Origin of the sequence: Mesorhizobium sp. B2-3-15 (assembly GCF_006442875.1) — a bacterium.
GTDB lineage: Bacteria > Pseudomonadota > Alphaproteobacteria > Rhizobiales > Rhizobiaceae > Mesorhizobium > Mesorhizobium australicum.
This window is the reverse complement of record NZ_VFVO01000003.1, coordinates 111,004-137,003: the sequence shown is the minus strand read 5'-3', so window position 1 is coordinate 137,003 and position 26,000 is coordinate 111,004. Positions and strand designations below refer to the sequence as shown.

Genomic DNA, 26,000 nt, shown 5'->3' with positions numbered 1-26,000 from the left:
TCATGAAGCTCCCGAAAATCACCCTGTCGCCCCGGCAAGTCCTCGACGACATCGCGCTTTGCCTGCTCTTCTTCACCCGCCTGCCGCTGCCCGTGTTTGATTTTCGCGGCCGCAACCTCGCCGCCGCGATCTGGGCCGCCCCCATTGCCGGCCTTGTCGTCGGCCTGATCGGCGCCATCGTTTTTGCCACGGCGGAACGCTTTGGCCTTGCCATTGGGCCGGCGGCTGCCCTTGCCCTTGTTGCAACCGTGGTTACCACGGGGTGCCTGCACGAGGATGGATTGTCGGACGTTGCCGACGGCTTCGGCGGCGGCAAGTCGCGCGGCCGCAAGCTCGAGATCATGCGCGACAGCCGCATCGGCGCTTATGGCGCCATGGCGCTGGCGCTGTCGCTGCTGATCCGCTGGAGCGCGCTGTCGCAAGTGGTGGAACCCACACAGGCTCTGTTTGCGCTCGTGGCGGCGCACGCAGCCTCGCGTGGCGTGCTCGGCGCCTTCATGCATCTCTTGCCACCGGCGCGGTCCGACGGCCTGTCGGCTGGCGCCGGCACCGTTTCGCTCGAAACTGCAATAGCCGGAGCCGTGCTCGGCGCGATACCACTGCTCCTGCTCGGGCTTGGCGGCGCCATTGCCGCGCTCATCCTGCTCGGCCTGTTCTTTGCCGCCTTCCACGCCCTTTGCCTCAACCAGATCGAGGGCCAGACCGGCGACACGGTTGGCGCCTTGCAGCAGTTGAGCGAAATCGCGGTGCTTCTCGTCGCTTCCGTCGCCCTTTCCTGACCCCTTGACCTGATTCCCTTCCGGAGACGTTGCCCCCATGTCCTTCAAATCCCTCGCTGAACTGCGCGCCGCCTGCCTCGACCTGCCTGCCGGCAGCGAGGTGGCCGCCAGTGCCGTCGCCCGCCGCCAGGACACGCTGACCAAGCCGCAAGGCAGCCTCGGCAAACTCGAAGCGATCGCCGCCTGGCTGGCGCGCTGGCAAGGCCGCGACATGCCAAGGCTCGACCGCGTGAAAGTCTTCGTCTTCGCCGGCAACCACGGCGTCACCGCGCAGGGCGTGTCGGCCTACCCCTCCGAAGTCACCGTGCAGATGGTGGCGAATTTTGCCGGCGGCGGTGCCGCCATCAACCAGCTCGCCCGCATCGCCGGCGCGGAACTCGACGTCATCCCGCTCGATCTCGACCATCCCACCGGTGACTTCACGCAAGTGCCGGCAATGGATGAGAAGGCCTTCCTCGCCGCTGTTTCGGCCGGCTATGACGCCGTGACGAAAGACCTCGACCTGGTCTGCTTTGGCGAAATGGGCATCGGCAACACGACGCCCGCCGCCGCCATTTCGGCTGCCTTGTTCGGCGGCGGCGCCGAAAAATGGACCGGGCGCGGCACTGGCGTCGACGATGCCGGCCTGAAGCGCAAGGTGGTCGCCATCGAAGCCGGCCTGAAGCGCCACGCCGCGGCCCTTGCAGACCCGTTGGGGGTCGCAGCCACGCTCGGGGGGCGCGAACTCGCCGCCATCTTCGGCGCCACGGTAGCCGCCCGTCATCTCGGCGTACCCGTGCTGCTCGACGGCTTCGTCTGCACCGCCGCCGCCGCGCCGCTGGCGAAGCTGCACCCGACCGGCCTTGCCCATACGATCGCCGCCCATGTCTCAGCCGAATCGGGTCACCGCGGCCTGCTCGAAGCGCTCGCAATGCCGCCGCTGCTCGATCTCGGCATGCGGCTCGGCGAAGGCTCCGGCGCATGCCTCGCCGTCAACATCGTGCGCTCGGCGCTGGAATGCCATGCAGGGATGGCAAGCTTTGCCGAGGCTGGGGTTTCGGAGAAGTAATCCGTCAAACTTTTAACGTGATTGAGCCAAAATAATAACGTCGTTTTGATTGTTACGTGAGATCAGTAGATCTCATGTGGAGATCAGGCGATGTATTTGAAGGCGATAATTGTCATTGCACTGCTTTTCGGCACTGCTGCGCCAGCTTTTTCGCAGTATGTCGATGAGAACGGCCGCTTCCGGCACGCGGGCGACGATGGGCTGGCCAAGGTCCAGTCCAGCCTGACCATGACCCTTCCGGTCAAGGACGAAGAGGATGTCGCCACACAGCAGCAAGCCGCGCTGCGTTCGTTCTACAAGGTCGCTGCCCCCAGTTGCGCCATGGTGCTCGATACCGTCGCCGACACGTGCGAGGTAACCAGCGTGACCACGAACGTCAACGCCAGGGATCGCAGCATGGGAGGCGCTGCGGGATCGCAGATGACGGTGACCGGGCAGATCGCCATGAAGGTCAAGTTCAAGGCCAGTATTGGCAAACCGGCGCAGTGAACGGCCATTGCGGTACGAGACGCGCCAAACGCGTCTCGTCTCTAGGTCTTTCCACCAAGTCTTCTAGGAATTTGGTGGGTGCGCACAGGATTGAACTGTGGACCCGCTGATTAAGAGTCAGCTGCTCTACCAACTGAGCTACGCACCCACTCGGCCGGCAAAAACCGGCGTTGGCGGGCATATAGCCGCCGATACCGGTCCTGTCCAGCCCTGCTGGAATCATTTCCCGACAAATCGACCGGGGCTCTCTCCAATCAGGCGAAAAGCTTGCCTTCCGCCACCTTGATCGCATGCCCGCCAATGCGCGCGGACGCCAGTTTTCCGCCTTGCACGGTCAGTTCGAGGCGGATGCGCGACGGCCGGCCCATCTCCAGTCCCTGTTCGATCCATAGCTGCGAAACCCCGTCCGTCGGACCGTCGAAATGCATGATGGCGCCGGCGAAGGCCGCCGCTGCCGAACCGGTCGCCGGGTCCTCATAGGAAGGCGTGCCGGGAACGATCATGCGGACATGGAAAGCGCTTTCGTGGTTCACCGTTTCGCGGCAATAGACGTACGGGCTGGCGAAGGCCCATTCGCTCTTGCGCGGCGCCAGTTCCGACCATGCCTGGTTGTCCAGCCGGATGCGGCCCGCCGCTTCGAGATTGGCGACAGGAATGGTCACATAGGGCACGCCGGCCGACCAGAAGGCGATGCGGTGATTCTCGAAGCCGATCTCGTGCGGCGCCAGGCCAAGGGCAGCGCCGATCGCCTCCGGATCGGCCTCCAGCTTCAGCGGCTCCGGCAATTTCGCCAGGTCGAACTCGGCGAAGGTGGCGCCGTCATGCGTGCTGACCGCGCAACGCACCGGGCCGATGTTCTCTTCAAGCACGAAGATGCCGGCGCCGCCCTCGCCCGCCAGTTCGGCCAACGCGATGGCCGAGCCCACCGTCGGATGGCCGGCGAATGGCATTTCATAATCGGGCGTGAAGATGCGGATGCGGTTGCGGTGCTTGGGATTGTCCGGCGGCAACACGAAAACCGATTCGGACAGGTTGAACTCGCGCGCGATGGCCTGCATCGCGGCCGTGTCCAGACCTTTGCAATCCAACACCACCGCCAGCGGGTTGCCAGCCAGTCGCTCGGTCGTAAACACATCGTAAAGCAAGTAATTCCGGGTTTGCATCCCTGCCTCAATCCCAACATGGGCGAAATTTAATTTGATATTCGAACCGGTAAGCCTGATCTGTGCACAGACAGGGACATTACGCATCATAGGGGTCCGACGTGGACCAGATTGTCAATCTGCCAAAGACGGAATCGGATTCCGCCATCGAGACGGCGCTTGGGCTCGACCAGACCGGTCGGCGCAGGACGCGCCGGCGTGGCTGGCTCTATGCGTTGCTGACCCTCATCGTGCTTGCCGCCGGCCTTGGCCTCTATCAATGGTATGCGGGCACGCCGACCAGGATTGACTACACCACGGTGCCGGCCGCCAAGGCCGACCTCACAGTCCAGGTGTCGGCGACAGGCACGCTGCAGCCGCTCACCCAGGTCGACATATCAAGCCAGCTCTCAGGCATCATACGCTCGGTCGCGGTCAACGAGAACCAGCAGGTGAAGAAGGGCGACGTGCTGGCGGCCCTCGACACCGCCAAGCTGCAGGTCCAGATCGAACGCGCCGAAGCGTCCGCTAAGGGAGCGGCCGCCAATGTGGAGGACGCCAGGGTGACGCTCGCCGAGAACGAGAGTGCGCTTGTCCGCGCCGCGGCCCTGACCAAGCGTGGCATGGCAACCGACCAGTCGCTCGAGGCGGCGACGGCGACGCGCGACCGTTCCAAGGCGGCACTCGATAGCGCCGAGGCCAATCTCGCCATCGCCAATGCCGATCTCAAGTCGCAGCAGACCGACCTTGCCAACAGCACCATCTACGCGCCGATCGACGGCATCGTGCTGACGCGTTCGGTCGACCCCGGCCAGACGGTCGCTTCCTCGCTGCAGGCGCCGGTGCTGTTCATCATCGCCGCCGATTTGAGGAACATGGAACTGGTGGCGGCGGTCGACGAAGCCGATATCGGCGCGGTCAAGTCGGGCCAGCATGCCCGTTTCACCGTCGACGCTTTCCCGGAGCGGCCGTTCGATGCCAAAATCCGCGACATCTCCTATGCCTCGGTCACGACGGACGGCGTCGTCACCTACAATGCGCGGCTCGAAGTCGACAACAACGAGTTGCTGCTGCGGCCCGGCATGACCGCCACCGTTTCTGTGGTCACGAGGGAAGCCAAGGGCGTGCTCACCGTGCCCTCGTCCGCTTTCCGCTATCGCCCGGCGCAGCAAGCGGCGCGCGGCTGGAGCCTGAGCGACCTGTTCACCGGCCGCATGGGCCGCGGCAATCGCCAGCGCCCGGTTGCGAAGGCCCCGACCGATGGTTCCCGCACGCTCTATGTGCTGGAGAACGGCCGCCCGCATCCGGTCAACGTCAAGATCGGTTCGACCGATGGCGAACTGACCGAGATCACCTCCGGCCTGGAGGAAGGCGCGCAGATCATCACCGCTTCGCAGTCGCGGAGCTGAGGCAGTGGCCGCGGGCGCCCCCCTCATCACCTTCGACAAGGTCTGGAAGAGCTACGGCCAGGGCGAAGCCAAGGTGCATGCGCTGGCCGGAGTCGACCTTGCCATCCGGCGCGGTGAATTCGTCGCCATCATGGGCCCATCGGGCTCCGGCAAGTCGACGGCGATGAACATCATCGGTTGCCTCGACACGCCGACGGCCGGAACCTATTCCTTCATGGGCGTCGATGCCGGCCGGCTCGACCGCAACCGCCGCGCCATGCTGCGCAACCTCTATGTCGGCTTCGTCTTCCAGGGCTACAATCTCTTGGCCCGCACCACCGCGGCCGAAAATGTGGAATTGCCGCTGATCTATCGCGGTGTCGCCGCCCGCGAGCGCCGCGACCTTGCCATGCAGGCGCTGGCCGAGGTCGGCCTTGTCGGCCGCGAGCATCACACGCCGGCCGAACTCTCCGGCGGCCAGCAGCAGCGCGTGGCGATCGCACGCGCCATCGTCACCAGGCCGACGCTGCTCGTCGCCGACGAGCCGACCGGCAATCTCGACACCGCACGCACGCATGAGATCATGGAGCTGCTGACGCGTCTGAACAAAGAGCTTGGCCTGACCGTCACCATGGTCACCCACGAAGCCGATGTCGCCGAATATGCCGAGCGTACCATCCGCTTCCTCGACGGCCATGTCGCCTCCGACACCATGAATATAGAGGTGGCATGATCTGGGAAACCGTCCGCCTCTCGCTGCGCTCGATCCGCCGCAACGTGCTGCGCTCGTTCCTGACCTTGCTCGGCATCGTCATCGGCGTTGCCGCCGTCATTGCCATGCTGACCATCGGCTCCGGCACTACGCAAAAGGTCAAGTCCGACATTTCCAAGCTCGGCAGCAATCTGCTGGTCGTCCGAGCCGGGCGCCCGGCCGGCCCCGGCGGTCCGGGCGGGCTCGACCAGACGGTGCGGCCGCTGGCGGAAAAGGATCTGGCGGCGCTGGTTGCGCATCTCACCGGCGCCCGCGCCATCTCGCCGGCCGCGCAGAAGCAGGTGCGCGTCATCTTCGGCACCGAGAGCCTGACCTCTGGCGTCACCGGCACCGACAGCGCCTATCTCGACGCACGCGACTGGAAACTGGTGTCCGGCCGCCCGTTCAGCGATTCCGAAACCCGCTCCGGCACCGGTGTGTGCCTGATCGGCGAGACGGTGCGCCAGCAATTCTTCGGCGCCGGCGATCCCGAGGGCGAGATCATCCGCGTCAACCGCACCTCCTGCAGGATCGTCGGGCTGCTCGAGCCGAAAGGCTACACCGGCTTCGGCCAGGACCAGGACAATGTCGTGCTGATGCCCCTCGCCGCCTATCAGCGCCGCATCGCCGGCAATCGCGACATCGACAACATCTACATCGCCGCCGACGACCGCACGCCGACCACCGAATTGCAGCCGCGCGTCGAGGACATCTTGCGCGATGCGCGCCGCATCACGCCCGATCGCGAGAGCGATTTCGGCATCCGCGACATGACCCAGATCGCCGACGCCATGGCCAGCGCCACCACGACGATGACCGGCATGCTGGGCGCGGTCGCCGGTGTCAGCCTGCTGGTCGGCGGCATCGGCATCATGAACATCATGCTGGTGTCGGTCACCGAACGCACGCGCGAGATCGGCATCAGGCTCGCCATCGGCGCGCATGAAAAGCACATCCTCATCCAGTTCCTGGTCGAGGCGACCGTGCTGTCGCTGCTTGGCGGCATCATCGGCATCCTGATTGGGCTGGCGCTGGCCGGCCTTGCCTCGGTGACGCTGACCATACCTTTCGCGCCTAGCCCGGCCGTCATTCTGCTTGCCGTCGGCTTCTCCGCGCTGATCGGCATGGTGTTCGGCTTCTTCCCGGCGCTGCGCGGCGCCAGGCTCGATCCGATCGACGCCTTGCGTCACGAGTAAAAGGGCAAGCTGCGAGGGCGTCCGGCACTCCGGGCCGGTTTTACACAACCTTCGACGTTTCCGCCTTGCCCAACCTATCGTCACTGTGTTGGCGATGTTATGCCAAGGCATATCTGGTCGAGGAGCAGCTGATGAGCAAGAAGGCGCGCGTGATCCTGGTGATGATCATCATCGAGGCCGCCCTTGCAGGCATCTGGTGGTATCTCGCCCGCTACGGCATGACCAATCCCGATCGCGTCACCGCCGATTTCCAGGCGGTCGTTGGCCAGACGATGGGAATGGCCATGGGTGGGTTGCTGGGTATCGGCTTCATCCTGTTCTTCGCCGCCGCGCGCAACGACCGCAAGGCACTCAAAAGCAAGACATCATAGGGCCTGGCCGCTCCACGATATGATCGCGGCACCGACGTACGGTTTCAGTGGCAGGCGGGGCTACGACGCGCTTTCCCACGGATTGACGATGTTCAAACCGGCGGCCGCGAATAGACCGGTGTCACGTGTGGCGACAGTGAGACCGTGCGCTACGGCCGTCGCCGCGATATAACCGTCGGCGTTGCCGATCGCCTTGCCTGCGGCACGCGCCTGTACCATAAGGTCGGCATAGGCGCGCGACGCGTCGAGGTCGAACGGCAGAATGCGGCCTGCAAACAACGGCAACGCGTCCTGCTCAAGACGATCATGCAGGGTCGTGCGGCGCTTGCCGGAAGGCATGGCCGCGATCCCGAAACGCAACTCAGCCACGGTGACGGCCGAAAGATATAGGGTTTCGACGGCCTGGGCGTCGATCCACGCGATGACGCGAGGATCGGGTGCAGGTCTCCATGGCTCAAACATGACGCTGGTGTCGATGAGGATCATTCGAACCGCACCGGCTCGCCCGGTGTTTTGTCGCGGAGCTGCTGCAAGGTATCGACATCCTCTTGCGACAATCCGGCCTCGCGGCCGATGGCGGCGAGCAGCGAACCGAGCTTGACCCGATTGGCCGGCCGCACGGCCGTTTCCAGGATCTCACGCATTTCGGCCTCAGTGCTGCGGCCATGATGCGCAGCCCGCACCTTCAAGGCGCGGAGCGTCTCCTCTGGCAAATTGCGGATCGTGACGGCGCTCATCGATATCATTCCAATCTACAATGATGTCACTGCTATCAATATAGAAAATCTGCTATCGATACAACTGGTACGCACCGATATTAGTCTGCGCGCGCGAAATGCCACTCGATCAGCGGCTTCATGTGCGGCGACAGGCCGTCCGGCAGGTCGCCGGCATGGCGGATGATCACCGGCCCCTCGATCTCCGGGTCGGCTTCGGTGGCGACGAAGGCCAAGATTTGGCGCGCGATCTCATCGGCGGGCGCGTCGACGTGATAGCGGCGGAAGATGACGGTGCCGCTTGCCGTCGACAGAGCGTGCCAGCGCACACCACGCCTGGCATCCGACAGGTCGATACCGGTCTCCTCGCGCACCTCGCGCATCATGTTGAAATCGACATCGACGAGACCGTCGCGGAAATCGATCGGCTCGAACGAACCGGCGGCGAAATAGACCCAGCCGGCACTGACGGTTCGCGGTCCCATGCGGATCGCCACCAGAGCGTTGTCCCCGGCCACCAGCACGGCATGGGCATAGGCGTGTTCGGCGCCGGAATTCTCGCGCCGCTTCCGCCACAGCATGAAGGTCGAGTAATTGACCGCATGGCAGCGGCCGATAAGGCTGCGGTCGCGATAGGCAAGCTCGGAAAGCAGCACCACAATGCCGTCGAACAGCGCCGGATTGGCAGCGATCTCGCGGCGCCAGTTCTCGGCAATCGCCGCGGCATTCTCCACCGCGAAGGGATGCGGGCCGGGATCGAGACGGACATCGATGGCATCGACCGGCAGGATGACATTGCGCGGAAGATCAAAATTCATGTCGGCTCAGGCCATGTCCAGCGTGATCGCCACCGGGCAGTGGTCCGAAGCCTTGGGCCGGTCCCAGCCGGCGCGCGGGAAGCGCTCGACTTCCTGGCCCGCGGGAAAGATCGTGCGCCAGGGCTGGCCATTGCGGATGATGTCGGGAACTGCGGTGGCGTTCTTCGCCGCCAGCCCCTTCGACAGCAGGATATAGTCGAGCTGGCACAGATGCCGCTCTTGCGGCCCGCGTGTGTGATAGAAGGTCCAGCGGTTCATTTCCGGCCGCCGCTCGACCACATTTTCACAGAAGCCGCCCGCCGTCAGCACATTGATGCAGGACAGGTTCTCGTCGACCACCTCGAAACGGTAGCCGTCGACCTCATCGCCGGCGATCTTCACCCGCTGGCGGTAATCGTTCATGTCGCCGCAGATCGCCCAGCGCTTGTCGGCCGCGTGCTCCGCCCCGAAACGCTCCTCGATGATGCGCCGCACGGCCTGCGCCTCCGCGATGCGCACCGGCATCGTCGCCTCGCGTCCGTCGAGCCCGTTGCGGGGAGAGCCCATGGACTTGAAGTGCACGAGATAGAGCGTCATCGGCGCGCCGCCCACCTTGATGTCGACCTCCAGGCAGTCGCGCCGGAAGATGCGTTCATTGGGCTGGTTGCCGAGGGCCGCCAGCTCGGGCGTATGCAACCCGAACTGCTCGTAGGTGACATAGGCGTGGCTGGTCATGCGCACGAATTCGATCGGCTGTCCCTGCGCGGTCTCGTTGCGCATCATCACCGCGACATCGATGCCGCGCGAATCATTGCCCGACGTGGTGTATTTCTGGCGGTAGCCCTGCCCCACCATCTTGAACAGATAGCCGTACTCGAAGGCCTTCAAGGCCTCGATGTTGTCGACCTCCTGCATGCAGATGATGTCGGCACGGGCGGCGGCAATCGCCAACGCCGTCAGCTGGCGCGTGTCGTCGGATTGCGCGATGGCGCGCGCCTGTTCCAGCATCTTGTATTCGGCCTCGCTCTGGATATCGAAGAGCGCCAACGTGCGATCCTCATTGAGCTGGTTGCGAAAGCCGGAAAAATCGAACCTGTTCATCAGGTTCTCGACATTGAAGGTGGCAAGGCGCAGCGACATGCGCTGACCTTTGCCTGCAAGAGCGGCGGAAAACAAGATCGCAGGACCACAAGCAGGGATCCCTTGGTCCCGGTGGGTTTCACGCCATGGTTGACGGAACCTTTCCGTTCATCCGCCGTTCAGACGCAAAGGTCCACGGTAAGCCCATTCCCAGGGTAGGCGTGGGGCCTGTTCTCTTGGAGAAGTGCAATGAACGCGCTCTTTTCTTCCACTGTTAAATCCGGGCTGATAGCGCTCGGTATTGTCTCCGGCATCACGGCGCCATCCGCTGCCGCGCCGATTCTGCAGCCGGATGTGTCGATCCCGGCCAGCACCGCCGCGCCGACGGTCATCCCGGTCCGCGAGGGCTGGGCTGGCGGAAACAACGGCGGCGATTGGAGATGGCGCCGGTCAAGCAATTGGAACGGCCGCCATTGGAATGGCGGAGGCAACTGGAGCGGCCGCCACTGGAACGGTGGTGGCAACTGGAACCGCGGCGACAACTGGCGCTGGCGCCATGGCCGCCATCATTATCGTGGCGGACGCTACTACGATGATGGCGCTGCGGCGGTCCTCGGTCTCGGCCTGGGGCTCGGCCTCGGCAGCATGTACAACAACTACAACAACTACGATTACTATGCGCCGGCGCCGCGCCGCTATTATCGCGCCGGCCGCCTGTCGAACGCGCATGTGCAATGGTGCTACAACCGCTACCGCTCGTATCGCGCCTACGACAACACGTTCCAACCCTATAATGGCCCGCGCCAGCAATGCTGGTCGCCCTATAGTTGAGCTGCCTGCGGCTGATACCAGAAATGAAAACGGCGCCACGTGGCGCCGTTTTCGTTATTGATCGCGAAGCGTGGATCCTCAGTTCTTGGCCTTGTCGACCAGCTTGTTCTTGGAAATCCACGGCATCATGGCGCGCAGCTTGGCGCCGACTTCCTCGATCTGGTGGCTGTCGTTGTTGCGGCGGATGCCCTTGAAGCGGGCCATGCCGGCGCGGTATTCCTGCATCCATTCCGAGGTGAACTTTCCCGTCTGGATGTCCTTCAGCACGCGCTTCATCTCGGCCTTGGTCTCGGCGGTGATGATGCGCGGACCCGAGACATATTCGCCCCACTCGGCGGTGTTAGAGATCGAGTAGTTCATGTTGGCGATGCCGCCTTCATAGATCAGGTCGACGATCAGCTTGACCTCGTGAAGGCACTCGAAATAGGCCATTTCCGGCGCATAGCCGGCTTCCACCAGCGTCTCGAAGCCGGCGCGGATCAGTTCGACCAGGCCGCCGCACAGCACGACCTGCTCGCCGAACAGGTCGGTCTCGCATTCCTCGCGGAAATTGGTCTCGATGATGCCCGAACGGCCGCCGCCAACGCCGCAGGCGTAGGAAAGCGCGAGATCGAGCGCGTTGCCCGAGGCGTCCTGGTTGACGGCGACCAGGCACGGCACGCCGCCGCCCTTCTGGTATTCGCCGCGCACCGTGTGGCCCGGGCCCTTTGGCGCGATCATGACGACGTCGACGGTCGACTTCGGCTCGATGAGGCCGAAATGCACGTTGAGGCCGTGCGCGAAAGCGATCGCGGCGCCGTCGCGGATGTTCGGCGCGATTTCGTTCTTGTAGATGTCGGCCTGCAATTCGTCGGGCGTCGCCATCATCATCAGATCGGCCCATTTGGCGGCGTCGGCGACGCTCATCACCTTGAGCCCGTCGGCCTCGACCTTCTTGGCGGTCGCCGAGCCGGCCTTGAGACCGATGGCGATCTCCTTGGCGCCGGAATCCTTGAGGTTGAGCGCATGCGCCCTGCCCTGGCTGCCATAGCCAATGATGGCGACCTTCTTGCCCTTGATCAGGTTCAGATCGGCATCACGATCGTAATAGACACGCATTTTGTCTTCCTTCCCGTTTTTGAAGATCAGAGGCCTTGCGGCCCGGTTTTTGCTCCGAAAAGAGCGAGAAACTGCTGCGTCGCGCGGACGGCATCGCCGCCGATCGTCGCTTCAGTCAATTCCAGCCGGTCGCCGAGCAGCAGGCGGATCTGCACGTCCCGGCCAACCAGCCCGAAAAAGGTACGGAACGCCGTCTCGGCATCCGTAAATTCAAGGAGCCCGGCCTGCCGGCCGGCTTCCAGCACGGGCTTCAGCCGCTTGGCCAGCGCAAAGCGCCCATTCTCCAGCACGACGGCGCCGAGATTGTCCTTCCCCGAACCGGCATGGCCGACCGCCACCCTATTGAGGGCGATCGACGTATCGCTGGAGATCACCTTCAACCAGTCGGAGGCAAAGCGCTCCAGGCTCGCCGTGAGCGAGGCAAGGTCAAGCCCCTTGCCGTCGACCGAAGCCACCCGCACTTTCGAGGCCTGCCACTGCACGGTCGCCGTCAAGAGTCCGTCGCGATCGCCGAACCATTTGTAGAGTGTTTCCTTCGAGCAGCTCGCGCGACGCGCCACGGCGGTCATGGTCAGATGATCGCCCTCCTCAACCAGCAGCCGCAAAGCCGCGTCCAGGACGGCCTGCTGCCGCTCCGTCAGCGCCTCGCTGTTGTCGATGTCGGGCACGCTGTGCAACACGCTCTTCCCTCGGAAGGACAAGGCAGGGCGTGAATTCGACCTGCCGTACCGTACGTTACGGTTCGGCATATTGCGCAATCCGGTGAGCGGCGCAAGGGCAAAGGAGAAAAAATCCGCTTATGTCCGCGCAGCCGCGCAATCCGTGTGCTCAGTCCGCGGTAGGCGGATGACGCAGGCGGCCCAGCAGCGCCGAGACCGTGCTCAGCTCATCCGACGACAGCTTCGCGCCAACCAACTCCTCAATCGACCTGCCATAGATCGCCCACATGCGGCGGCGCGTCTCCCGTCCCTTGGGCGTGACGCGGATGGTCTGGCCGCGGCCATCATCGGCCACCGGCAGTTTCTCAACCAGCCCGTCGGCCTCGAGCCGAGCCAATAGACGCGAGATGTTGTACTGCGCGAACAGGGTGCGTTCGATCAGTTGAAACGGCCGCAACCCACCCTCGCCCGCCTCGGCAAGCTCGTGCAGCACATCGTACCAGGCGAGCGGCGGCAGGCCGCCCTCCTTCAGCGCGTCTTCGGCCCGTTCCATCAGTTGGCGCGAAACCCGCATCAGGCGGGCCCAGGCCTTGATGGCTTCGGGCGAAGGCTTGGCTTTTTCGATCATGGCCCACCCTAGGCGATAGATGCAGATGCATCAAGCTTGACGCTCAATGCACATGCATCTACATAAATGCAATTGCATCGACATTGAAAGGCACATTCCTATGAAACCCGCCGACACCCTCGTTCTCGTCAGCCATCCGCTCTGCCCCTATGTCCAGCGCGCCGCGATCTCGCTGGCCGAGAAAGGCGTGCCTTTCGAGCGGATCGACATCGACCTTGCCGACAAACCGGACTGGTTCAAGGCAATCTCGCCGCTCGGCAAGGTGCCATTGCTGTGCGTACGGCAAAATGGCGACGAGACGATAATCTTCGAATCCGCGGTCATCCTCGAATTCCTCGAGGAAACGCAGGCCAATCCCCTCCATCCCGCCGACCCCTATGCACGCGCCCGGCACCGTGCCTGGATCGAGTATGGCTCAGCCATCCTCAACACCATCGGCCGGTTCTATTCAGCGCCGAGCGAGGCCGGCTTCCTCGCCGAAGCCAGCGCGCTGTCGGCGATGTTCGACCGTGTTGAGGCTGAACTGCCGGGCGGCGCCGGGCGGAGCGGGCCATGGTTCGCTGGCAGCCGCTTTTCCCTCGTCGATGCCGTTTACGGTCCGGTCTTCCGCTACCTGGACGCCTTCGATCGGATCGGCGATTTCGGCATTCTTGACGGCAAGCCGCTTGTCCAGGCCTGGCGCAGTGCGTCGAGTGACCGTCCGTCGATCAGGCAGGCCGTGGCGCCGGATTATCCGCAGCGCCTGCATGCCTTCCTGCGGGCGAAGGGATCGTTTCTATCGAGCCTCATTCGGCAAGGCGATCCGGCCATCGCGCTTCGGCAAGCCCAGCCCGCCTGAACGGATCGATCACCGTGCCGGCGACCATGGAGGCCAGCAACCGCGGCCCCGGCGGGATCTTGGCGATCGTCGCCACCAGCCTGTCGCGGATGAAGGGCAGCGCCACCGAATCCGACTGGTAGAAGGGCGTGAACGCCAGCGACAGTGCCTGAAAGACCCTGACATGCCGGCGACGCGCTCGCGCATAGACTTCCAGCGCTGTCTCCACGCCGTCCGCTCGCGCCAGCGCATAGCTAAGTGCCGCGGCGTCGAGTAGCGCCATGTTGGCGCCCTGGCCAAGCTGCGGGCTGGTCGAATGGGCGGCGTCGCCGATCACGGCCAGCCGCCGGCAAACCGGAAACTTCATCGTGTGATGGCCGTAGCGGGCCAGCGAGAGCTGGTCGAAACTGTCGATCTGGCTGGTGAACGCCTCGGCCTGCGGCCACAGCCGCACCACCCGCTCCTTCCAGGCATCGATGCCGAGGCTGCGGACTACATCGGCATCCGCCGGTTTCAGGCTCCAGAAGAAGGCCGCCATCCTTTCGGCACCCGGTTCCGGCCGGCCGATCGGCAGCACGCCGATCATCACGCTGGCCTTGTCGTAGCGCTGCAAGAGCGCGTGCTCGTCAAAGCCCTCGCCGCGCCAGTCGAGCGATGCCCAGAACGCGCCATAGGTGAGTGGCCGTGGCGCTTCGGCACTGCCGGCGCACCGCCGCAGCTTCGAGCGCGCGCCGCTGGCGTCGACAATCAGATCGAACGGCCCTTCCCTTCGGCCGTTGCCCCGGATCAGCGTCGCCCGCTCGCCGGTCTCCAGGGCCTCGATTTCGACGCCGGTCTCGATGGGGATCGCCTCGCGCCGGGCAGCGCGAAAGAGTACGCCGAACAGGGCGGCCCTGTGTACCGCCAGGCCGAAACGGTTGCCGCGCTGGGCATCGTAGCGGACATCGAGCACGGTGCGGCCGCTCGACGCATCGACGCCATGCAGCCGGTCGATCCTGCTGCCCAGCGCCATGATGTCGTCGAGCAGGCCGAGATCGGCGAGCACCGTCAGCCCAGTCGGCTGCAGGATCAGCCCGGAGCCGACCGGCCTCGGTTCCTCGAAGCGCTCGAAGATGGTTACGCGGTGGCCGGCGCGCTTGAGATAGAGCGCCGCGGCGAGCCCGGCCGGACCAGCGCCGGCGATTGCGATATCGTAGGAAATGCCGCTGCCCCCAAGCCGAACTGGCCGGGACAATCCTTCAGCCGCCGGATGAAATCAAGTCGCGACGCCGAGCGCTACCCGGTGGGTCAAGCCTGCGTCGAATCGAAGGCAGTCCGCGCGCCGCGCACTGCGTCGTGGTTGTTTTCGGCCCACTGCAGCAGATACTGCAAAGCGTCGAACATCGATCGCCCAAGGTCGGTCAGGCTGTATTCGACGCTGGGCGGCTTGGTCGGAAACACCTCGCGGCGCACATAGCCGTCGCGCTGCAGATCGTAGAGCGTCTGAGTCAACATGCGCTGCGAGATATCGGGAACCAGCCGCCGCAGCTCGCCGAAGCGATAAGGCTGCTCGGCCAGCGCCGCCGTCAGCAGCGAACTCCATTTGCCATTGAGTCCCTGGATGACATCGCGGACCGGGCAATCGGCAATGTTTCCGCCGTCGGTCATCGCTTTGTAGACTTCGAGTTTGGATTTCAGATTGACGGTCCGGCTGTCCATGGCTGGTTCCCTGCGTGTGCCTACCTCCCCAAAAACTGCCTTCTTTACGGCACCGGGTCAATTCCTATTTTAGTGCTGGTCTCTTTTTGAGACCACCGCCCGAACCGCCCTTCCGGCGCAATGTCAGGATCCCCCATGACCGCAACTCTTCTCGTCACCGGCGCGTCCGGCCAGCTAGGCCGCAGCGTCATCAACCATCTGCTGGACACGTTCGAGGTGCCGGCGGCCCGGATCATCGCCACGACCCGCACGCCCGCCAATCTTGCCGACCTGTCGGCGCGCGGCGTCACCGTTCGCGAGGCCGATTTCGACGACCGGGCCTCGCTTGCCCAAGCCTTCGCGGGCGCCGACCGGGCGCTCATCATTTCGACCAACGAGCTGGCGATCCAGGGAAAGCGGCGCGAGCAGCAGCTTGCCGCCGTCGCGGCGGCCAGGCAGGCTGGTGTCGGCCACCTGCTTTACACCTCGTTGCCCAACACCGAACCCGGCTCCGCCGTGCTCTTTGCCCCCGATCATTACGACACCGAACAGGCGATCAAGGCCAGCGGCATTCCCTACACGATCTTCCGCAACGGCTGGTACGACGAGAACCTGTTCATGGCGATGCCGCAAATCCTCGCATCGGGCCAATGGTATACGTCGGCGGCCGACGGCGCCATTTCCTACGGCGCGCGTGACGACCTCGCCGCGGCCATAGCCGCGGGGCTGGCTTCGGATAACACCGAAAGCACGACTTACACGCTGACTGGCCCCAAGGCCTATACATCAGCCGAAGTCGCCGTGCTCGTCACCGAAGTCACAGGCAAGCCGATCCAGGTCGTCCAGCTCTCCGATGAAGCGCTGACCGAAGGCATGAAGGCAGCCGGGCTTCCCGAGCCGATTGCCAGGCTCCTGGTGTCCTTCGACGCCGCCACGCGCGCCGGCGACCTTGGCATGGTAACGGACTCGGTTGAGACACTTTCCGGTCGGAAATCGGTACCGCTGAAGCGGTTCCTCGAGGCCAACAAGGCCGCACTGGCGGGTTGATATCAGCGCGGCGGGAAGTCTTTCTCCCGCCGCGCTATTTCGGGGTCTTGACCAGCCCGAGCCGGACCAGGCTTTCGGCGGTGGCGGCCAGCGCGTCCTCGCGCGAGCGTGGCGCCCAGCCGAGCATGCGCACCGCCTTGGCGTTGGTGGCGTTCTTGACCTTGCCGAGTTCCGTCACGAGTTGCGCGGCTTCCGCGTTGAACAGTCCCACCACCCGCACCAACCAATCGGGAAGCTCCCGCGTCGTGACCCGCGAGGCGGCCGCGCCGAGCCGCGTTTTCACCGTCTGGGCGATCTCCCGCACGGTCATGAAATCGCCGGCAACGGCCAGGAAGCGCTCGCCACTGGCGGCGGGATTGGTCATTGCGCGCACATGCAGGTCCGCCACGTCGCGCGCGTCGACCACGCCGAACGACAGGTGCGGCAACCCAGGCATCGCACCGTTCATCATGCGCTGAACAAATTCGGTGGAGGTCGAATGGTCGGACCCGAGCACTGGTCCGAAAATGCCGACCGGATTGACGACGGCCAACTCCAGCTTGCCACCCTCGGCGGCGATGAAATCCCAGGCCGCGCGCTCAGCGAGCGTCTTCGATTTCACATAGGCGCTGACCTTGGCTGTCGGATCGGTCCAGCTCTCCTCGGTGAAAGACCGACCGCCGGGTGGCATCTTGCCATAGCCGATGGCGGCGAAGGACGAGGTCAGCACGACGCGTTTGACGTCAGCGTCTCGCGCCGCCCTGAGCACGCGCAATGCGCCTTCGCGAGCCGGGATGATTAGGTCGTCCTGATGCTTCGGCACGCCGGGCGGAAATGGTGACGCGACATGCAGGACATAGTCGCAGCCGGCGACAGCGTCGGGCCAGCCGGCATCGCTCATGAGGTCGGCGATGGCAAAGGAAAGCCTGTCGCCCGGCTCGCCGCCGCCGGCCTTGAGCATGGCGATAACGTCGGCTTCGCGCTTGGCGGCGCGCACCGTCGTGCGCACGCGATAGCCCGCCTTCAACAGGGCAAGAATACAGTGCGCGCCGAGGAAACCCGATCCGCCGGTGACAAGCACCAATTCGCCGCCCATGGCCACCTCCCCGTCAGGCCGAGGCGATCGACCTCCTCAGATCGCCACCTGCGTGCCGATTTCTACCACACGCCCGGTCGGGATCTGGAAATATTCGGTCGCGTCGGCCGCCGTGCGCGCCAGGCCGATGAACAGCCGGTCCTGCCACACCGGCATGCCTGAATTGGGCGAGGCTTTCAGCGACCGCCGCGACAGGAAGAACGACGTCGTCATGATGTCGAACTTCCAGCCCTGCTTGCGGCAGATCGCCAGCGCGCGCGGAATGTTGGGCTGTTCCATGTAGCCGAAGGTCAGCGTGACCCGCATGAACAACTCGTTGACCGTCTCCATCTTGACACGCTCGCTGTCGGGCACGACGGGCTGCGGCGCGGTCACCACCGAAAGGATGACGTTCTGCTCGTGCAGCACCTTGTAGTGTTTGAGGCTGTGCATCAGCGCGGTTGGCGCGCTGAGCGGATCGCTGGTCAGGAACACCGCGGTGCCGGACACCAGCTGCGGTTTCTTCTTCAGCAGATTGCCGGCGAGGAAATCGAGCGGGATTTCGTTGCGGCGGGTCTTGTCGAAGAGATAGCGGCTGCCACGCACCCAGGTCCACATGCCCAGCACGATGGTGAAGGCCACCACCAGCGACGCCCAGCCGCCTTCGAACACCTTGACGATGTTGGAGGCGAAGAAGCCGACATCGATGAAAGCGAACAGCACGGTCAGCGGGACCGCCACCGACAGCTTCCACTTCCAGATACGGGTCATAACCACATAGAGCAGCACCGTCGTCACCAGCATGTTGCCGGTCACCGAGATGCCGTAGGCGGAGGCCAGCTTGCTGGACTCGCCGAAGCCGACCACCAGCATCATCACCACCAGCGCCAGCAGCAGGTTGACGCGCGGCATGTAGATCTGGCCGGACTGCTTTTCCGACGTGTGCAGGATTTGGAGCCTGGGCAGCATGTTGAGCTGCACCGCCTGGCGGGTCAGCGAAAAAGCCCCTGAAATGACCGCCTGGCTGGCAATGACCGTCGCCGCCGTCGCCAGCACCACCATCGGGATCAGTGCCCAACCCTCGTTCATTTCGAAGAACGGATGGCCGACCACGCCGTTCTTCGCCAGCACGAAGGCGCCCTGCCCGGCATAATTCAACAGCAGGCAGGGGAACACGATCGAGAGCCAGGCGAGCACGATGGGTTTGCGGCCGAAATGGCCGAGATCGGCGTAAAGCGCCTCCGCGCCGGTGACGGCAAGGAAGATGGCGCCGATGGTGACGAAAGCCACATCGGGCGAATGGATCAGGAAGGCGACGATATAGTGCGGGCTGACCGCCCACAGGATCTCCGGATCTGCGATGATGTGCTTGAGACCGGAAAGGCCGATGGCCAGGAACCAGATCGCGGTCACCGGGCCGAAGACCAGACCGACGCCGCCGGTGCCGAAACGCTGAACCGCGAACACCATGGCGAGGATGACCAGCGTCAGTGGCACGACATAGGGCTGGAAGGTGGGGGTGACGACATTCATGCCCTCGACCGCCGACAGCACCGAAATCGCCGGCGTGATGACGGCGTCGCCGAAAAACAGCGAGGCGCCGACGATGCCGATGCCGAGCATCAGCGCCGAACGCTTTGGAAAACTGCCGCGCGCCAGCGCCATCAGCGACAGCACGCCGCCCTCGCCGCGATTGTCGGCACGCAGCACGAACATGATGTATTTGATGGTGACGATGATCGTCAGCGACCAGATGATCAGCGACAAAACGCCAAGAATGTCGCCACGGTCGGCAACTTGCCCGCCCGACGACGCGACCAGCGCCTCGCGGAACGCATAGATCGGGCTGGTGCCGATATCGCCATAGACCACGCCGAGCGCGCCCAGCATCAACACCTTGGTGCTGTGCTGTTCGATTTCGGGATGGCTCGATTGGTCGACGGGTTCTGCCTCACTACCAGCACTGGCAAGGGCCATGTACGACACTCCGATAAACGCGCGGTGCTCTACGCTTGCTGCACTGCAATATCAAGTGCCGTAACGTTATGGCACTCATGTTGGCAGCGCGCGGCTTCTTGTGGGCGACTTCGAGCGAAGCCGGTCAATGCGACATTCGCGGCCTCATGTCCGGACCCATGGCAAAACCTGCGGGCCGGCGAGCACGTCTGTTAAATGGCGACCTGCGTGCCGATTTCAACGACGCGGCCGGTCGGGATCTGGAAATACTCCGTCGCGTCGGCCGCCGAGCGCGCCAGGCCGATGAACAGCCGGTCCTGCCACACCGGCATGCCTGAATTGGGCGAGGCTTTCAGCGACCGCCGCGACAGGAAGAACGACGTCGTCATGATGTCGAACTTCCAGCCCTGCTTGCGGCAGATCGCCAGCGCGCGCGGAATGTTGGGCTGTTCCATGTAGCCGAAGGTCAGCGTCACCCGCATGAACAACTCGTTGACCGTCTCCATCTTGACACGCTCGCTGTCGGGCACGACGGGCTGCGGCGCGGTCACCACCGAAAGGATGACGTTCTGCTCGTGCAGCACCTTGTAGTGCTTGAGGCTGTGCATCAGGGCGGTCGGCGCGCTCAAGGGATCGCTGGTCAGGAACACCGCGGTGCCGGACACCAGCTGCGGCTTCTTCTTCAGCAGATTGCCGGCGAGGAAATCGAGCGGGATTTCGTTGCGGCGGGTCTTGTCGAAGAGATAGCGGGTGCCGCGTATCCACGTCCACATGATCAGTCCCATCAGGCAGGCAACGGTGATCGAGACCCAGCCGCCTTCCACGATCTTCACGACATTGGCCAGGAAGAAGCCGCTGTCGATGACGCCGAACAGCAAGGTCAGCGCCAGGGCGAGCGCCAGCTTCCATTTCCACATCTTGCGCATCACCACGAACAGCAGGATCGTCGTCATCAGCATTTCGCCGGTCACCGAGATGCCGTAGGCGGACGCCAGCGAACTCGAACTGCCGAAACCGACCACCAGCAGCATCACACCCATTGCTATGAGCAGGTTGACGCGCGGCATGTAGATCTGCCCGGACTGCATTTCCGAGGTGTGCTGCACCTCGATGCGCGGCAGAAGATTGAGCTGCACCGCCTGGCGGGTCAGCGAAAAAGCTCCTGAAATGACCGCCTGGCTGGCAATGACAGTCGCGGCCGTTGCAAGTCCCACCATCGGCATCAGTGCCCAGTCAGGCAGCATCTGGAAGAACGGATTGGTCGGTTTTCCGTCATTGGCGAGCACAAAGGCGCCCTGCCCGAAATAGTTGAGCAGCAGGCAGGGGAAAACCACGGAAAACCATGCCAGCACGATCGGCTTGCGTCCGAAATGGCCGAGATCGACATAAAGCGCCTCGGCCCCGGTTACCGCCAGGAACACGGCGCCGACGGTGACAAAGGCGGCGGTCGGTGTGCTGGCCAGATAAATGACCGCGTAATAGGGATTGATGGCAAGCAGGATCGATGGATCGTCCATCAAGTGATAGATGCCGGCAACGCCGATGGCCAGGAACCACAGTGCCGTCACCGGCCCGAACACCGCCGCCACCTTTCCCGTGCCGAAGCGTTGCACGGAGAACAGGATGGCAAGGATGACCAGCGTGATCGGCACGACATAGGCGTCGAGCGTTGGGGTCACCACGGTGAGGCCTTCGACCGCCGACAGCACCGAGATGGCCGGCGTTATGATCGAATCGCCGAAAAACAGCGCCGCGCCGCAAAGACCGATCACCAGAATCAGTCGAGCGCCTTTGGGATAGGCGCTGCGTGCCAATGACATCAGCGACAGCGTGCCGCCTTCGCCCTTGTTGTCGGCACGAAGCACGAAGGCAACGTATTTGACGGTCACGATGATCGTCAGCGCCCAGACGATCAGCGACAGCACGCCAAGCACGTGAACGCGCGTATCGATGCCGGGCGAAGCGTGAAGCGCCTCGCGAAAGGCGTAGATCGGACTTGTGCCTATGTCGCCATAGACAACGCCGAGTGCGCCCAGCATGAGAACCTTGGTGCTGTGCTGCTCGACCCCGGCATGGCTCGATTGCTCGACGGTTTCAGCTTCGCTCCCGCTATTGGCAAGGGCCATCGACCACTCTCCGATAAGCGCGCGGTGCTTTATGCATGCTGCGATACGATATCAAATGCACGCGATGGCTGCCATACCAATACGAAGCACTACCCCCTACCAGCCGCAGGCCCTGAGGAAGCGACCCACCGTTCCGGCCATGCCATACTCCAACGCGTCGGCTGTCAACCCATGTCCGATCGACACTTCGGCCAGTGCCGGAATGCGCCTGGCCAGCGCGGGCAGATTGGCCACCGTCAGATCGTGCCCGGCATTGACCTGGAGACCGGCGGCAAATGCCGCGTCAGCGGTTTTGCCCAATCTTTCCAGTTCTTTGGCCGCCTTACCCGAATCGGAATGGTAGCTGCCATAAGGACCGGTATAGAGTTCGATACGATCGGCGCCCGTGTCGCGCGCGGCCGCCATGCCGGCGGGATCGGCATCGGAAAACAGCGAGACCCTGAAACCACCCTTCTTCAGACGTCTGACGATCGGCGTCAGCAACGCGGCATCGGCGATGAAGTTCCAGCCATGGTCGGAGGTTGCCTGGGAGGGATCGTCGGGCACAAGCGTCACCTGTTCGGGCTGATGCTTCTCCACCAGCGCCAGGAAATCCTCGCTCGGGTAGCCCTCGATGTTGAATTCCGCCCGCGGGAACTCGTCATCGATCAGCGCCCTGATCTCGGGCAGGTCGGAATGCCGTGTGTGACGTTCGTCGGGCCGCGGATGCACCGTCAGCCCATGCGCTCCGGCGGCAAGGGCGAGGCGGCCGACACCGATCACATCGGGCCACGGCAGGTCGCGCCGGTTGCGCAGCATGGCGATGGCGTTGAGGTTGACGGAAAGCTTGGCGGGCATGGTTTGGCGTCCGTGAAACAGGCGATCGAGGCGCGCCACGCTCATTCGTTCCGGCACGGCGCATTTGAGACGGCGCATCTATAGCGTCTTTGACGGGAACAGATAGGGCCTTTCCGGTGTTCCAGAAGACCAACATACTCCACGAAAGGGAGGCACCACCTTGAATTTCCTCCAATCCGTGCCGGCGATCCGACGCATCGAGACCAGCCGCGACGACCTCTTTGCCATTGATGTGGTCGGCCATGTCTCGGCCGCCGATGCCGAAAACCTGTTCGGCCTGCTGGAGGCGGCCTATTTGCTCCATCAGAAAATCGACGTGGCCGTGCGCATAGTCGATCACGAGGGCGTCGACTGGGCCGACATCTCGGACGAGACCATCAAGAAGGGTGCCGTCCATGCATTGGAACATATTGGCCGTTGCGCGGCGATCGGCGCCCCTGACTGGACGCCGAACGCACGACACGCCTTGCCGGCTTCCTCGCCCGTCGAATTCAGGCATTTCAAGATCGAGGACGAAGCCGCTGCCTGGGAATGGCTCGGCGCGAGGCCGACGAGTGAGGAGGCGACCGCCGCTCCAGAAAGAGGATGAAATGGTTCTCCCGGCTACCCGCCGAGCTTTCTACCTGACGATGGTCAGGCGTTCGGCGGCCCGGGTGATAGCTGTGTAAAGCCAGCGCTGGCGCGTTTCCTTGAAGGCCCAGCTCTCGTCGAACAGCACGATCTCGTTCCACTGCGAGCCCTGCGCCTTGTGCACCGTCAGCGCATAGCCATAGTCGAAATCGTCGAAGCGCTTCTTCTGCTGCCAAGGGATTTCGGCGTCCGGATCCTCGAACGCCGCCTTCAGCAACTTGATTTTCGCGACGCCGCGATCCGGATCGTCCTCCTCGGGCGAAACCAGAAGATTGATCCCGGGCTTGACCGTCTCGCGCGACGAGGTCATCACCTTCCACAGCGAGCCGTTGAGCAAGCCCTTGGCGGGATCGTTACGCAGGCACACCAGCTTGTCGCCGGCTTGCGGAAAATCGGCATTGAAGCCCTTGAGCTCGCGCAGGCGCTGGTTGTAGCGCCGCCGCGTGCGGTTGGTGCCGACCAGCACCTGGTCCGCCCTCAGCACCAGTTCCTGATTGACGTCTTCCTTGCCGATCACCTTCGCGGTGCCGTAGTCGCCGCGCATGAATTCGCGGCCCTCGCGCACATCGAGCGCCAGCCGCAGGATCGGATTGTCGCGCGCCTGCCGGTGGATCTCGGTCAGCAGGAAGTCTGGCTCATGGTCGGTGAAGAAGCCGCCACCCGAGATCGGCGGCAACTGGCCGGGGTCGCCCAGCACCAGGATCGGCGTGCCGAAACTCATCAGGTCACGGCCAAGCTGCTCGTCGACCATCGAGCACTCGTCGATGACGACCAGTTTGGCGCGCGAGATCGGGCTCTGCCGGTTGAGTGAGAAGGTTGGCGACATCGAGGTCTTGCCGGTGACCTCGTCGGCCACCGATTCCTCGCCCTTGGGCCGGTAGATCAGCGAATGGATGGTGCGGGCGTTGACCGCGCCCTTGGAGCGCAGCACCTGGGCGGCCTTGCCGGTGAAGGCTGCGAACTGCACCTGGCCGTCGACATGTTCGGCGAAATAGCGCGCCAGCGTCGTCTTGCCGGTGCCGGCATAGCCAAACAGCCGGAACAGCTGCGGCGTGCCGGTCTTCAGCCAGCGGGCGACCGCTTGCAGCGCCTCATCTTGTTGGGGTGAAAATTCCATCTGATCGTGTGACCGGATTCGCGAGGCAAACACAAGATCGCCGCCACCACCATCGACACGCCGGTGGCGAACTTCCCTGCTGTTCAGGCTATCAGCCGCAAGCAAGAACGTAAAGGGAACGAAAATTCAGTTGGCAGCGTGCGGATCGTTCTCCAGCAGGATCGGCTTGCCGTGTGGCGTGGCGTGCGCGGCGCGCTCCCAGGCCCGCGCCATCGCATCGACGTCCGGCTTGGCAGCCAGCCCCTTGGAGGCGAGCAGCCCTTCCAGCGCCGCCAGCCAATGCTCGTAATAGTCATGGCCGTCCGCCGCGGCATCCGGCTTCTTCACCTCGGCTGACAGGGCATCCGCCCATTCGTTCCACGAAAACAGGCCCTTGTCGTGCAGTGCCACAGTCATGGCGAAGGCTTCGGCCTGCCATGGCTCGGCGAACACCGGTGCGTCGAAGCCGGCGGGCAAACTGGCGGCGGATCCCTTCGCTTCAGGCCGGCTCAAGATAGCTCTCCCAGGCGTCGATCGAGACGGTCAGTGTCGGGTCGGCGCCCTCGCCCCAGATTTCCGTGCCATCGAAAACCACGGTATAGACCCATTGCGGATTCTCGCCCTGCCCATGCGCGTTGCTGTCGGGAAAGACGAAGCCGTCGCGCACCGCCTCGATGGTGCCCTGCTTGTCGCGCGCATAGCGCGGCAGCCTGGTATGGCCGGTGGGGTTGAAGTTTTTCGTCCGCACAGAATCCCCGGCCTTGAAGCGTGGCGCTGTCTCCACCGGCCGATCGCAAGGACCGCCCTTGGCCAGCACAGCGGGAACGTTTTCCGCCTTCAGCACTCTTTTGGGTGTCGCCGCCGGATCGATCGCCTCGCCCGCCCCGAGGTCGCGCTCGCTGACGAAACCATGCCGCTTGAGCAAGATCTCAAGCGCCTTGATCCATATCTGATAGTAGCTGGAGCCATAATAATCGGCCGGATGCAGCGATTCCCGTGCGTGCCGGCTCTCGTCGATGTTCCAGGCGCCCATGCCGCCGGCGCAGAGCGTCAAGCCGAGCGCCCGCCTCTCCCAGTCGGCATGGAAATACGGCTCGTCTCGTTCGGGCGCGACCGGCCCGAAACCCATCTGTCCGCCGAGATCCTGCGGCCCGTTCATGCCGGGTGACTCGCCAGAGCCGTGCCGATCATGGCATCGCGGCTCACCAGCTCGGCCAGCCGCTCCTCGCTCCAGCCTTCGGTTCCCTCCGGTCGCATCGGCACGACGAGATAGCGCAGTTCCGCTGTCGAATCCCAGACGCGTATCTTCGTCCCGGCCGGCAGCACCAGCCCGAACTCCTCGAGCACGCCGCGCGGATCGATCACCGCGCGCGACCTGTAGGGCGGCGCCTTGTACCACACCGGCGGCAGGCCAAGCACCGACCACGGATAACAGGAGCACAATGTGCAGACGACGAGGTTGTGGGTATTCCCGGTGTTGAACACCGCCTGCATATGCTCGCCTTGCCGACCGGTATAGCTCAGCGATTCGATCGCCGCCGTCGCGTCGCGCCTCAGCCACGCGGCAAAAGCGGGATCGCTCCAGGCCTTGGCCACCACCCGGGCGCCGTTGCGCGGACCGATCTTCGTCTCGTAGGTATCGACGATGACGTCGATCGCAGCCGGATCGATCAGCCCCTTGCGGGTCAGGATGGTTTCCAGCGCGCGCACACGCGCGGCAAACGGATCGAGTTCGTTGTCGTGGTCATGATCGTGGGACATGACGGCAAACTAAAGTTCCGATCCGC

Annotated in this window: 29 protein-coding genes and 1 tRNA gene; 11 read left to right on the top strand and 19 right to left on the bottom strand. The window is 64.0% G+C overall.

Annotated elements, in window-relative coordinates; genetic code table 11:
• Positions 1-2: 2 nt before the first annotated feature.
• From cobS to FJ954_RS07825, 3 genes are all read left to right on the top strand, one after another.
• Positions 3-779 (top strand): adenosylcobinamide-GDP ribazoletransferase, encoded by a 777-nt coding sequence (gene cobS, locus FJ954_RS07835; protein WP_140660987.1) that lies wholly within the window; start codon positions 3-5, stop codon positions 777-779.
• Between the two features lie 37 nt (positions 780-816).
• On the top strand, positions 817-1,827 hold the full coding sequence (gene cobT / locus FJ954_RS07830; protein ID WP_140660986.1) for a nicotinate-nucleotide--dimethylbenzimidazole phosphoribosyltransferase: 1,011 nt from the start codon (positions 817-819) through the stop codon (positions 1,825-1,827).
• Between the two features lie 90 nt (positions 1,828-1,917).
• Positions 1,918-2,316 (top strand): hypothetical protein, encoded by a 399-nt coding sequence (locus FJ954_RS07825; protein WP_140660985.1) that lies wholly within the window; start codon positions 1,918-1,920, stop codon positions 2,314-2,316.
• Positions 2,317-2,388: 72 nt separating this feature from the next.
• On the opposite strand, the gene FJ954_RS07820 is transcribed toward FJ954_RS07825, so the two are convergent.
• Together FJ954_RS07820 and FJ954_RS07815 are read right to left on the bottom strand one after the other, a co-directional pair.
• A tRNA-Lys gene (locus tag FJ954_RS07820) sits at positions 2,389-2,464 on the bottom strand.
• 106 nt (positions 2,465-2,570) lie between these two features.
• Positions 2,571-3,479, bottom strand: coding sequence for a PhzF family phenazine biosynthesis protein (locus FJ954_RS07815; RefSeq protein ID WP_140660984.1), 909 nt, complete (start codon positions 3,477-3,479; stop codon positions 2,571-2,573).
• Positions 3,480-3,580: 101 nt separating this feature from the next.
• Between FJ954_RS07815 and FJ954_RS07810 the strand changes: the two genes are divergently transcribed.
• The 4 genes from FJ954_RS07810 (at position 3,581) to FJ954_RS07795 (ending at position 7,164) form a co-directional block, all read left to right on the top strand.
• Positions 3,581-4,867, top strand: coding sequence for an efflux RND transporter periplasmic adaptor subunit (locus FJ954_RS07810; RefSeq protein ID WP_140660983.1), 1,287 nt, complete (start codon positions 3,581-3,583; stop codon positions 4,865-4,867).
• A gap of 4 nt (positions 4,868-4,871) precedes the next feature.
• Complete coding sequence (locus FJ954_RS07805) at positions 4,872-5,579, top strand: ABC transporter ATP-binding protein (RefSeq protein ID WP_140660982.1); 708 nt, start codon at positions 4,872-4,874, stop codon at positions 5,577-5,579.
• Positions 5,576-6,793: an ABC transporter permease gene (locus FJ954_RS07800; protein ID WP_140660981.1), complete on the top strand. Its 1,218-nt coding sequence runs from the start codon at positions 5,576-5,578 to the stop codon at positions 6,791-6,793. Before FJ954_RS07805 ends, FJ954_RS07800 begins: the two co-directional genes overlap by 4 nt.
• Positions 6,794-6,924: 131 nt before the next feature.
• Complete coding sequence (locus tag FJ954_RS07795; RefSeq protein WP_140660980.1) at positions 6,925-7,164, top strand: hypothetical protein; 240 nt, start codon at positions 6,925-6,927, stop codon at positions 7,162-7,164.
• 60 nt (positions 7,165-7,224) lie between these two features.
• Here FJ954_RS07795 and FJ954_RS07790 read toward each other — a convergent pair whose 3' ends face one another.
• The 4 genes from FJ954_RS07790 to FJ954_RS07775 all read right to left on the bottom strand — a co-directional run bounded on the left by FJ954_RS07790 (position 7,225) and on the right by FJ954_RS07775 (position 9,817).
• On the bottom strand, positions 7,225-7,650 hold the full coding sequence (locus FJ954_RS07790; protein WP_140660979.1) for a type II toxin-antitoxin system VapC family toxin: 426 nt from the start codon (positions 7,648-7,650) through the stop codon (positions 7,225-7,227).
• On the bottom strand, positions 7,647-7,901 hold the full coding sequence (locus FJ954_RS07785) for a plasmid stabilization protein (protein WP_140615778.1): 255 nt from the start codon (positions 7,899-7,901) through the stop codon (positions 7,647-7,649). The genes FJ954_RS07790 and FJ954_RS07785 overlap by 4 nt, the downstream gene beginning before the upstream one ends.
• Before the next feature lie 80 nt (positions 7,902-7,981).
• Positions 7,982-8,698, bottom strand: a complete 717-nt coding sequence (locus FJ954_RS07780; RefSeq protein WP_140660978.1) for a hypothetical protein — start codon at positions 8,696-8,698, stop codon at positions 7,982-7,984.
• 6 nt (positions 8,699-8,704) lie between these two features.
• Complete coding sequence (locus tag FJ954_RS07775) at positions 8,705-9,817, bottom strand: endonuclease/exonuclease/phosphatase family protein (RefSeq protein ID WP_015317313.1); 1,113 nt, start codon at positions 9,815-9,817, stop codon at positions 8,705-8,707.
• A gap of 189 nt (positions 9,818-10,006) precedes the next feature.
• Between FJ954_RS07775 and FJ954_RS07770 the strand changes: the two genes are divergently transcribed.
• On the top strand, positions 10,007-10,588 hold the full coding sequence (locus FJ954_RS07770; RefSeq protein ID WP_015317312.1) for a BA14K family protein: 582 nt from the start codon (positions 10,007-10,009) through the stop codon (positions 10,586-10,588).
• Positions 10,589-10,666: 78 nt separating this feature from the next.
• Here FJ954_RS07770 and ilvC read toward each other — a convergent pair whose 3' ends face one another.
• The 3 genes from ilvC to FJ954_RS07755 form a co-directional block, all read right to left on the bottom strand.
• Positions 10,667-11,686, bottom strand: a complete 1,020-nt coding sequence (gene ilvC / locus FJ954_RS07765) for a ketol-acid reductoisomerase (RefSeq protein WP_140660977.1) — start codon at positions 11,684-11,686, stop codon at positions 10,667-10,669.
• A gap of 26 nt (positions 11,687-11,712) precedes the next feature.
• On the bottom strand, positions 11,713-12,366 hold the full coding sequence (locus FJ954_RS07760; protein ID WP_181177773.1) for a TetR/AcrR family transcriptional regulator: 654 nt from the start codon (positions 12,364-12,366) through the stop codon (positions 11,713-11,715).
• A 148-nt stretch (positions 12,367-12,514) separates the two neighbouring features.
• Complete coding sequence (locus tag FJ954_RS07755) at positions 12,515-12,973, bottom strand: MarR family winged helix-turn-helix transcriptional regulator (RefSeq protein ID WP_140660975.1); 459 nt, start codon at positions 12,971-12,973, stop codon at positions 12,515-12,517.
• Between the two features lie 100 nt (positions 12,974-13,073).
• Here FJ954_RS07755 and FJ954_RS07750 point away from each other — a divergent pair, with 100 nt between their 5' ends.
• The gene (locus FJ954_RS07750) at positions 13,074-13,811 is read left to right on the top strand and encodes a glutathione S-transferase family protein (protein WP_140660974.1); all 738 of its coding nucleotides are present in this window, start codon (positions 13,074-13,076) and stop codon (positions 13,809-13,811) included.
• Here the strand turns inward: FJ954_RS07750 and FJ954_RS07745 are convergent.
• Positions 13,759-15,024, bottom strand: coding sequence for an NAD(P)/FAD-dependent oxidoreductase (locus FJ954_RS07745; protein WP_140660973.1), 1,266 nt, complete (start codon positions 15,022-15,024; stop codon positions 13,759-13,761). The two genes, FJ954_RS07750 and FJ954_RS07745, sit on opposite strands and share 53 nt — an antisense overlap.
• Positions 15,025-15,077: 53 nt before the next feature.
• Complete coding sequence (locus FJ954_RS07740; protein WP_015317307.1) at positions 15,078-15,488, bottom strand: helix-turn-helix domain-containing protein; 411 nt, start codon at positions 15,486-15,488, stop codon at positions 15,078-15,080.
• A 135-nt stretch (positions 15,489-15,623) separates the two neighbouring features.
• On the opposite strand from FJ954_RS07740, the gene FJ954_RS07735 reads away from it, so the two are divergent.
• Positions 15,624-16,514 carry an SDR family oxidoreductase gene (locus FJ954_RS07735; protein WP_140660972.1) on the top strand — a complete coding sequence of 297 codons (891 nt, stop codon included), beginning with the start codon at positions 15,624-15,626 and terminating at the stop codon, positions 16,512-16,514.
• 34 nt (positions 16,515-16,548) lie between these two features.
• Here FJ954_RS07735 and FJ954_RS07730 read toward each other — a convergent pair whose 3' ends face one another.
• The 4 genes from FJ954_RS07730 to FJ954_RS07715 form a co-directional block, all read right to left on the bottom strand.
• On the bottom strand, positions 16,549-17,589 hold the full coding sequence (locus FJ954_RS07730) for an aldehyde reductase (protein WP_140660971.1): 1,041 nt from the start codon (positions 17,587-17,589) through the stop codon (positions 16,549-16,551).
• A 36-nt stretch (positions 17,590-17,625) separates the two neighbouring features.
• The gene (locus FJ954_RS07725; RefSeq protein ID WP_140660970.1) at positions 17,626-19,545 is read right to left on the bottom strand and encodes a potassium transporter Kup; all 1,920 of its coding nucleotides are present in this window, start codon (positions 19,543-19,545) and stop codon (positions 17,626-17,628) included.
• A 191-nt stretch (positions 19,546-19,736) separates the two neighbouring features.
• On the bottom strand, positions 19,737-21,650 hold the full coding sequence (locus tag FJ954_RS07720; protein WP_015317303.1) for a potassium transporter Kup: 1,914 nt from the start codon (positions 21,648-21,650) through the stop codon (positions 19,737-19,739).
• 96 nt (positions 21,651-21,746) lie between these two features.
• A complete protein-coding gene (locus tag FJ954_RS07715) occupies positions 21,747-22,487 on the bottom strand; it encodes a pyridoxine 5'-phosphate synthase (RefSeq protein ID WP_140661190.1) in 741 nt (246 codons plus the stop codon).
• Positions 22,488-22,647: 160 nt separating this feature from the next.
• Here FJ954_RS07715 and FJ954_RS07710 point away from each other — a divergent pair, with 160 nt between their 5' ends.
• Positions 22,648-23,076, top strand: coding sequence for an STAS/SEC14 domain-containing protein (locus FJ954_RS07710; protein ID WP_015317301.1), 429 nt, complete (start codon positions 22,648-22,650; stop codon positions 23,074-23,076).
• Between the two features lie 30 nt (positions 23,077-23,106).
• Here the strand turns inward: FJ954_RS07710 and FJ954_RS07705 are convergent, their stop codons facing one another.
• The 4 genes from FJ954_RS07705 to nthA form a co-directional block, all read right to left on the bottom strand.
• Positions 23,107-24,234 carry an ATP-dependent RecD-like DNA helicase gene (locus FJ954_RS07705; protein ID WP_140660969.1) on the bottom strand — a complete coding sequence of 376 codons (1,128 nt, stop codon included), beginning with the start codon at positions 24,232-24,234 and terminating at the stop codon, positions 23,107-23,109.
• A gap of 126 nt (positions 24,235-24,360) precedes the next feature.
• On the bottom strand, positions 24,361-24,726 hold the full coding sequence (locus FJ954_RS07700; RefSeq protein WP_015317299.1) for a nitrile hydratase accessory protein: 366 nt from the start codon (positions 24,724-24,726) through the stop codon (positions 24,361-24,363).
• The gene (nthB, locus tag FJ954_RS07695; RefSeq protein WP_140615756.1) at positions 24,713-25,372 is read right to left on the bottom strand and encodes a nitrile hydratase subunit beta; all 660 of its coding nucleotides are present in this window, start codon (positions 25,370-25,372) and stop codon (positions 24,713-24,715) included. Before nthB ends, FJ954_RS07700 begins: the two co-directional genes overlap by 14 nt.
• Positions 25,369-25,974, bottom strand: a complete 606-nt coding sequence (gene nthA, locus FJ954_RS07690) for a nitrile hydratase subunit alpha (RefSeq protein ID WP_015317297.1) — start codon at positions 25,972-25,974, stop codon at positions 25,369-25,371. Before nthA ends, nthB begins: the two co-directional genes overlap by 4 nt.
• Positions 25,975-26,000 lie beyond the last annotated feature (26 nt).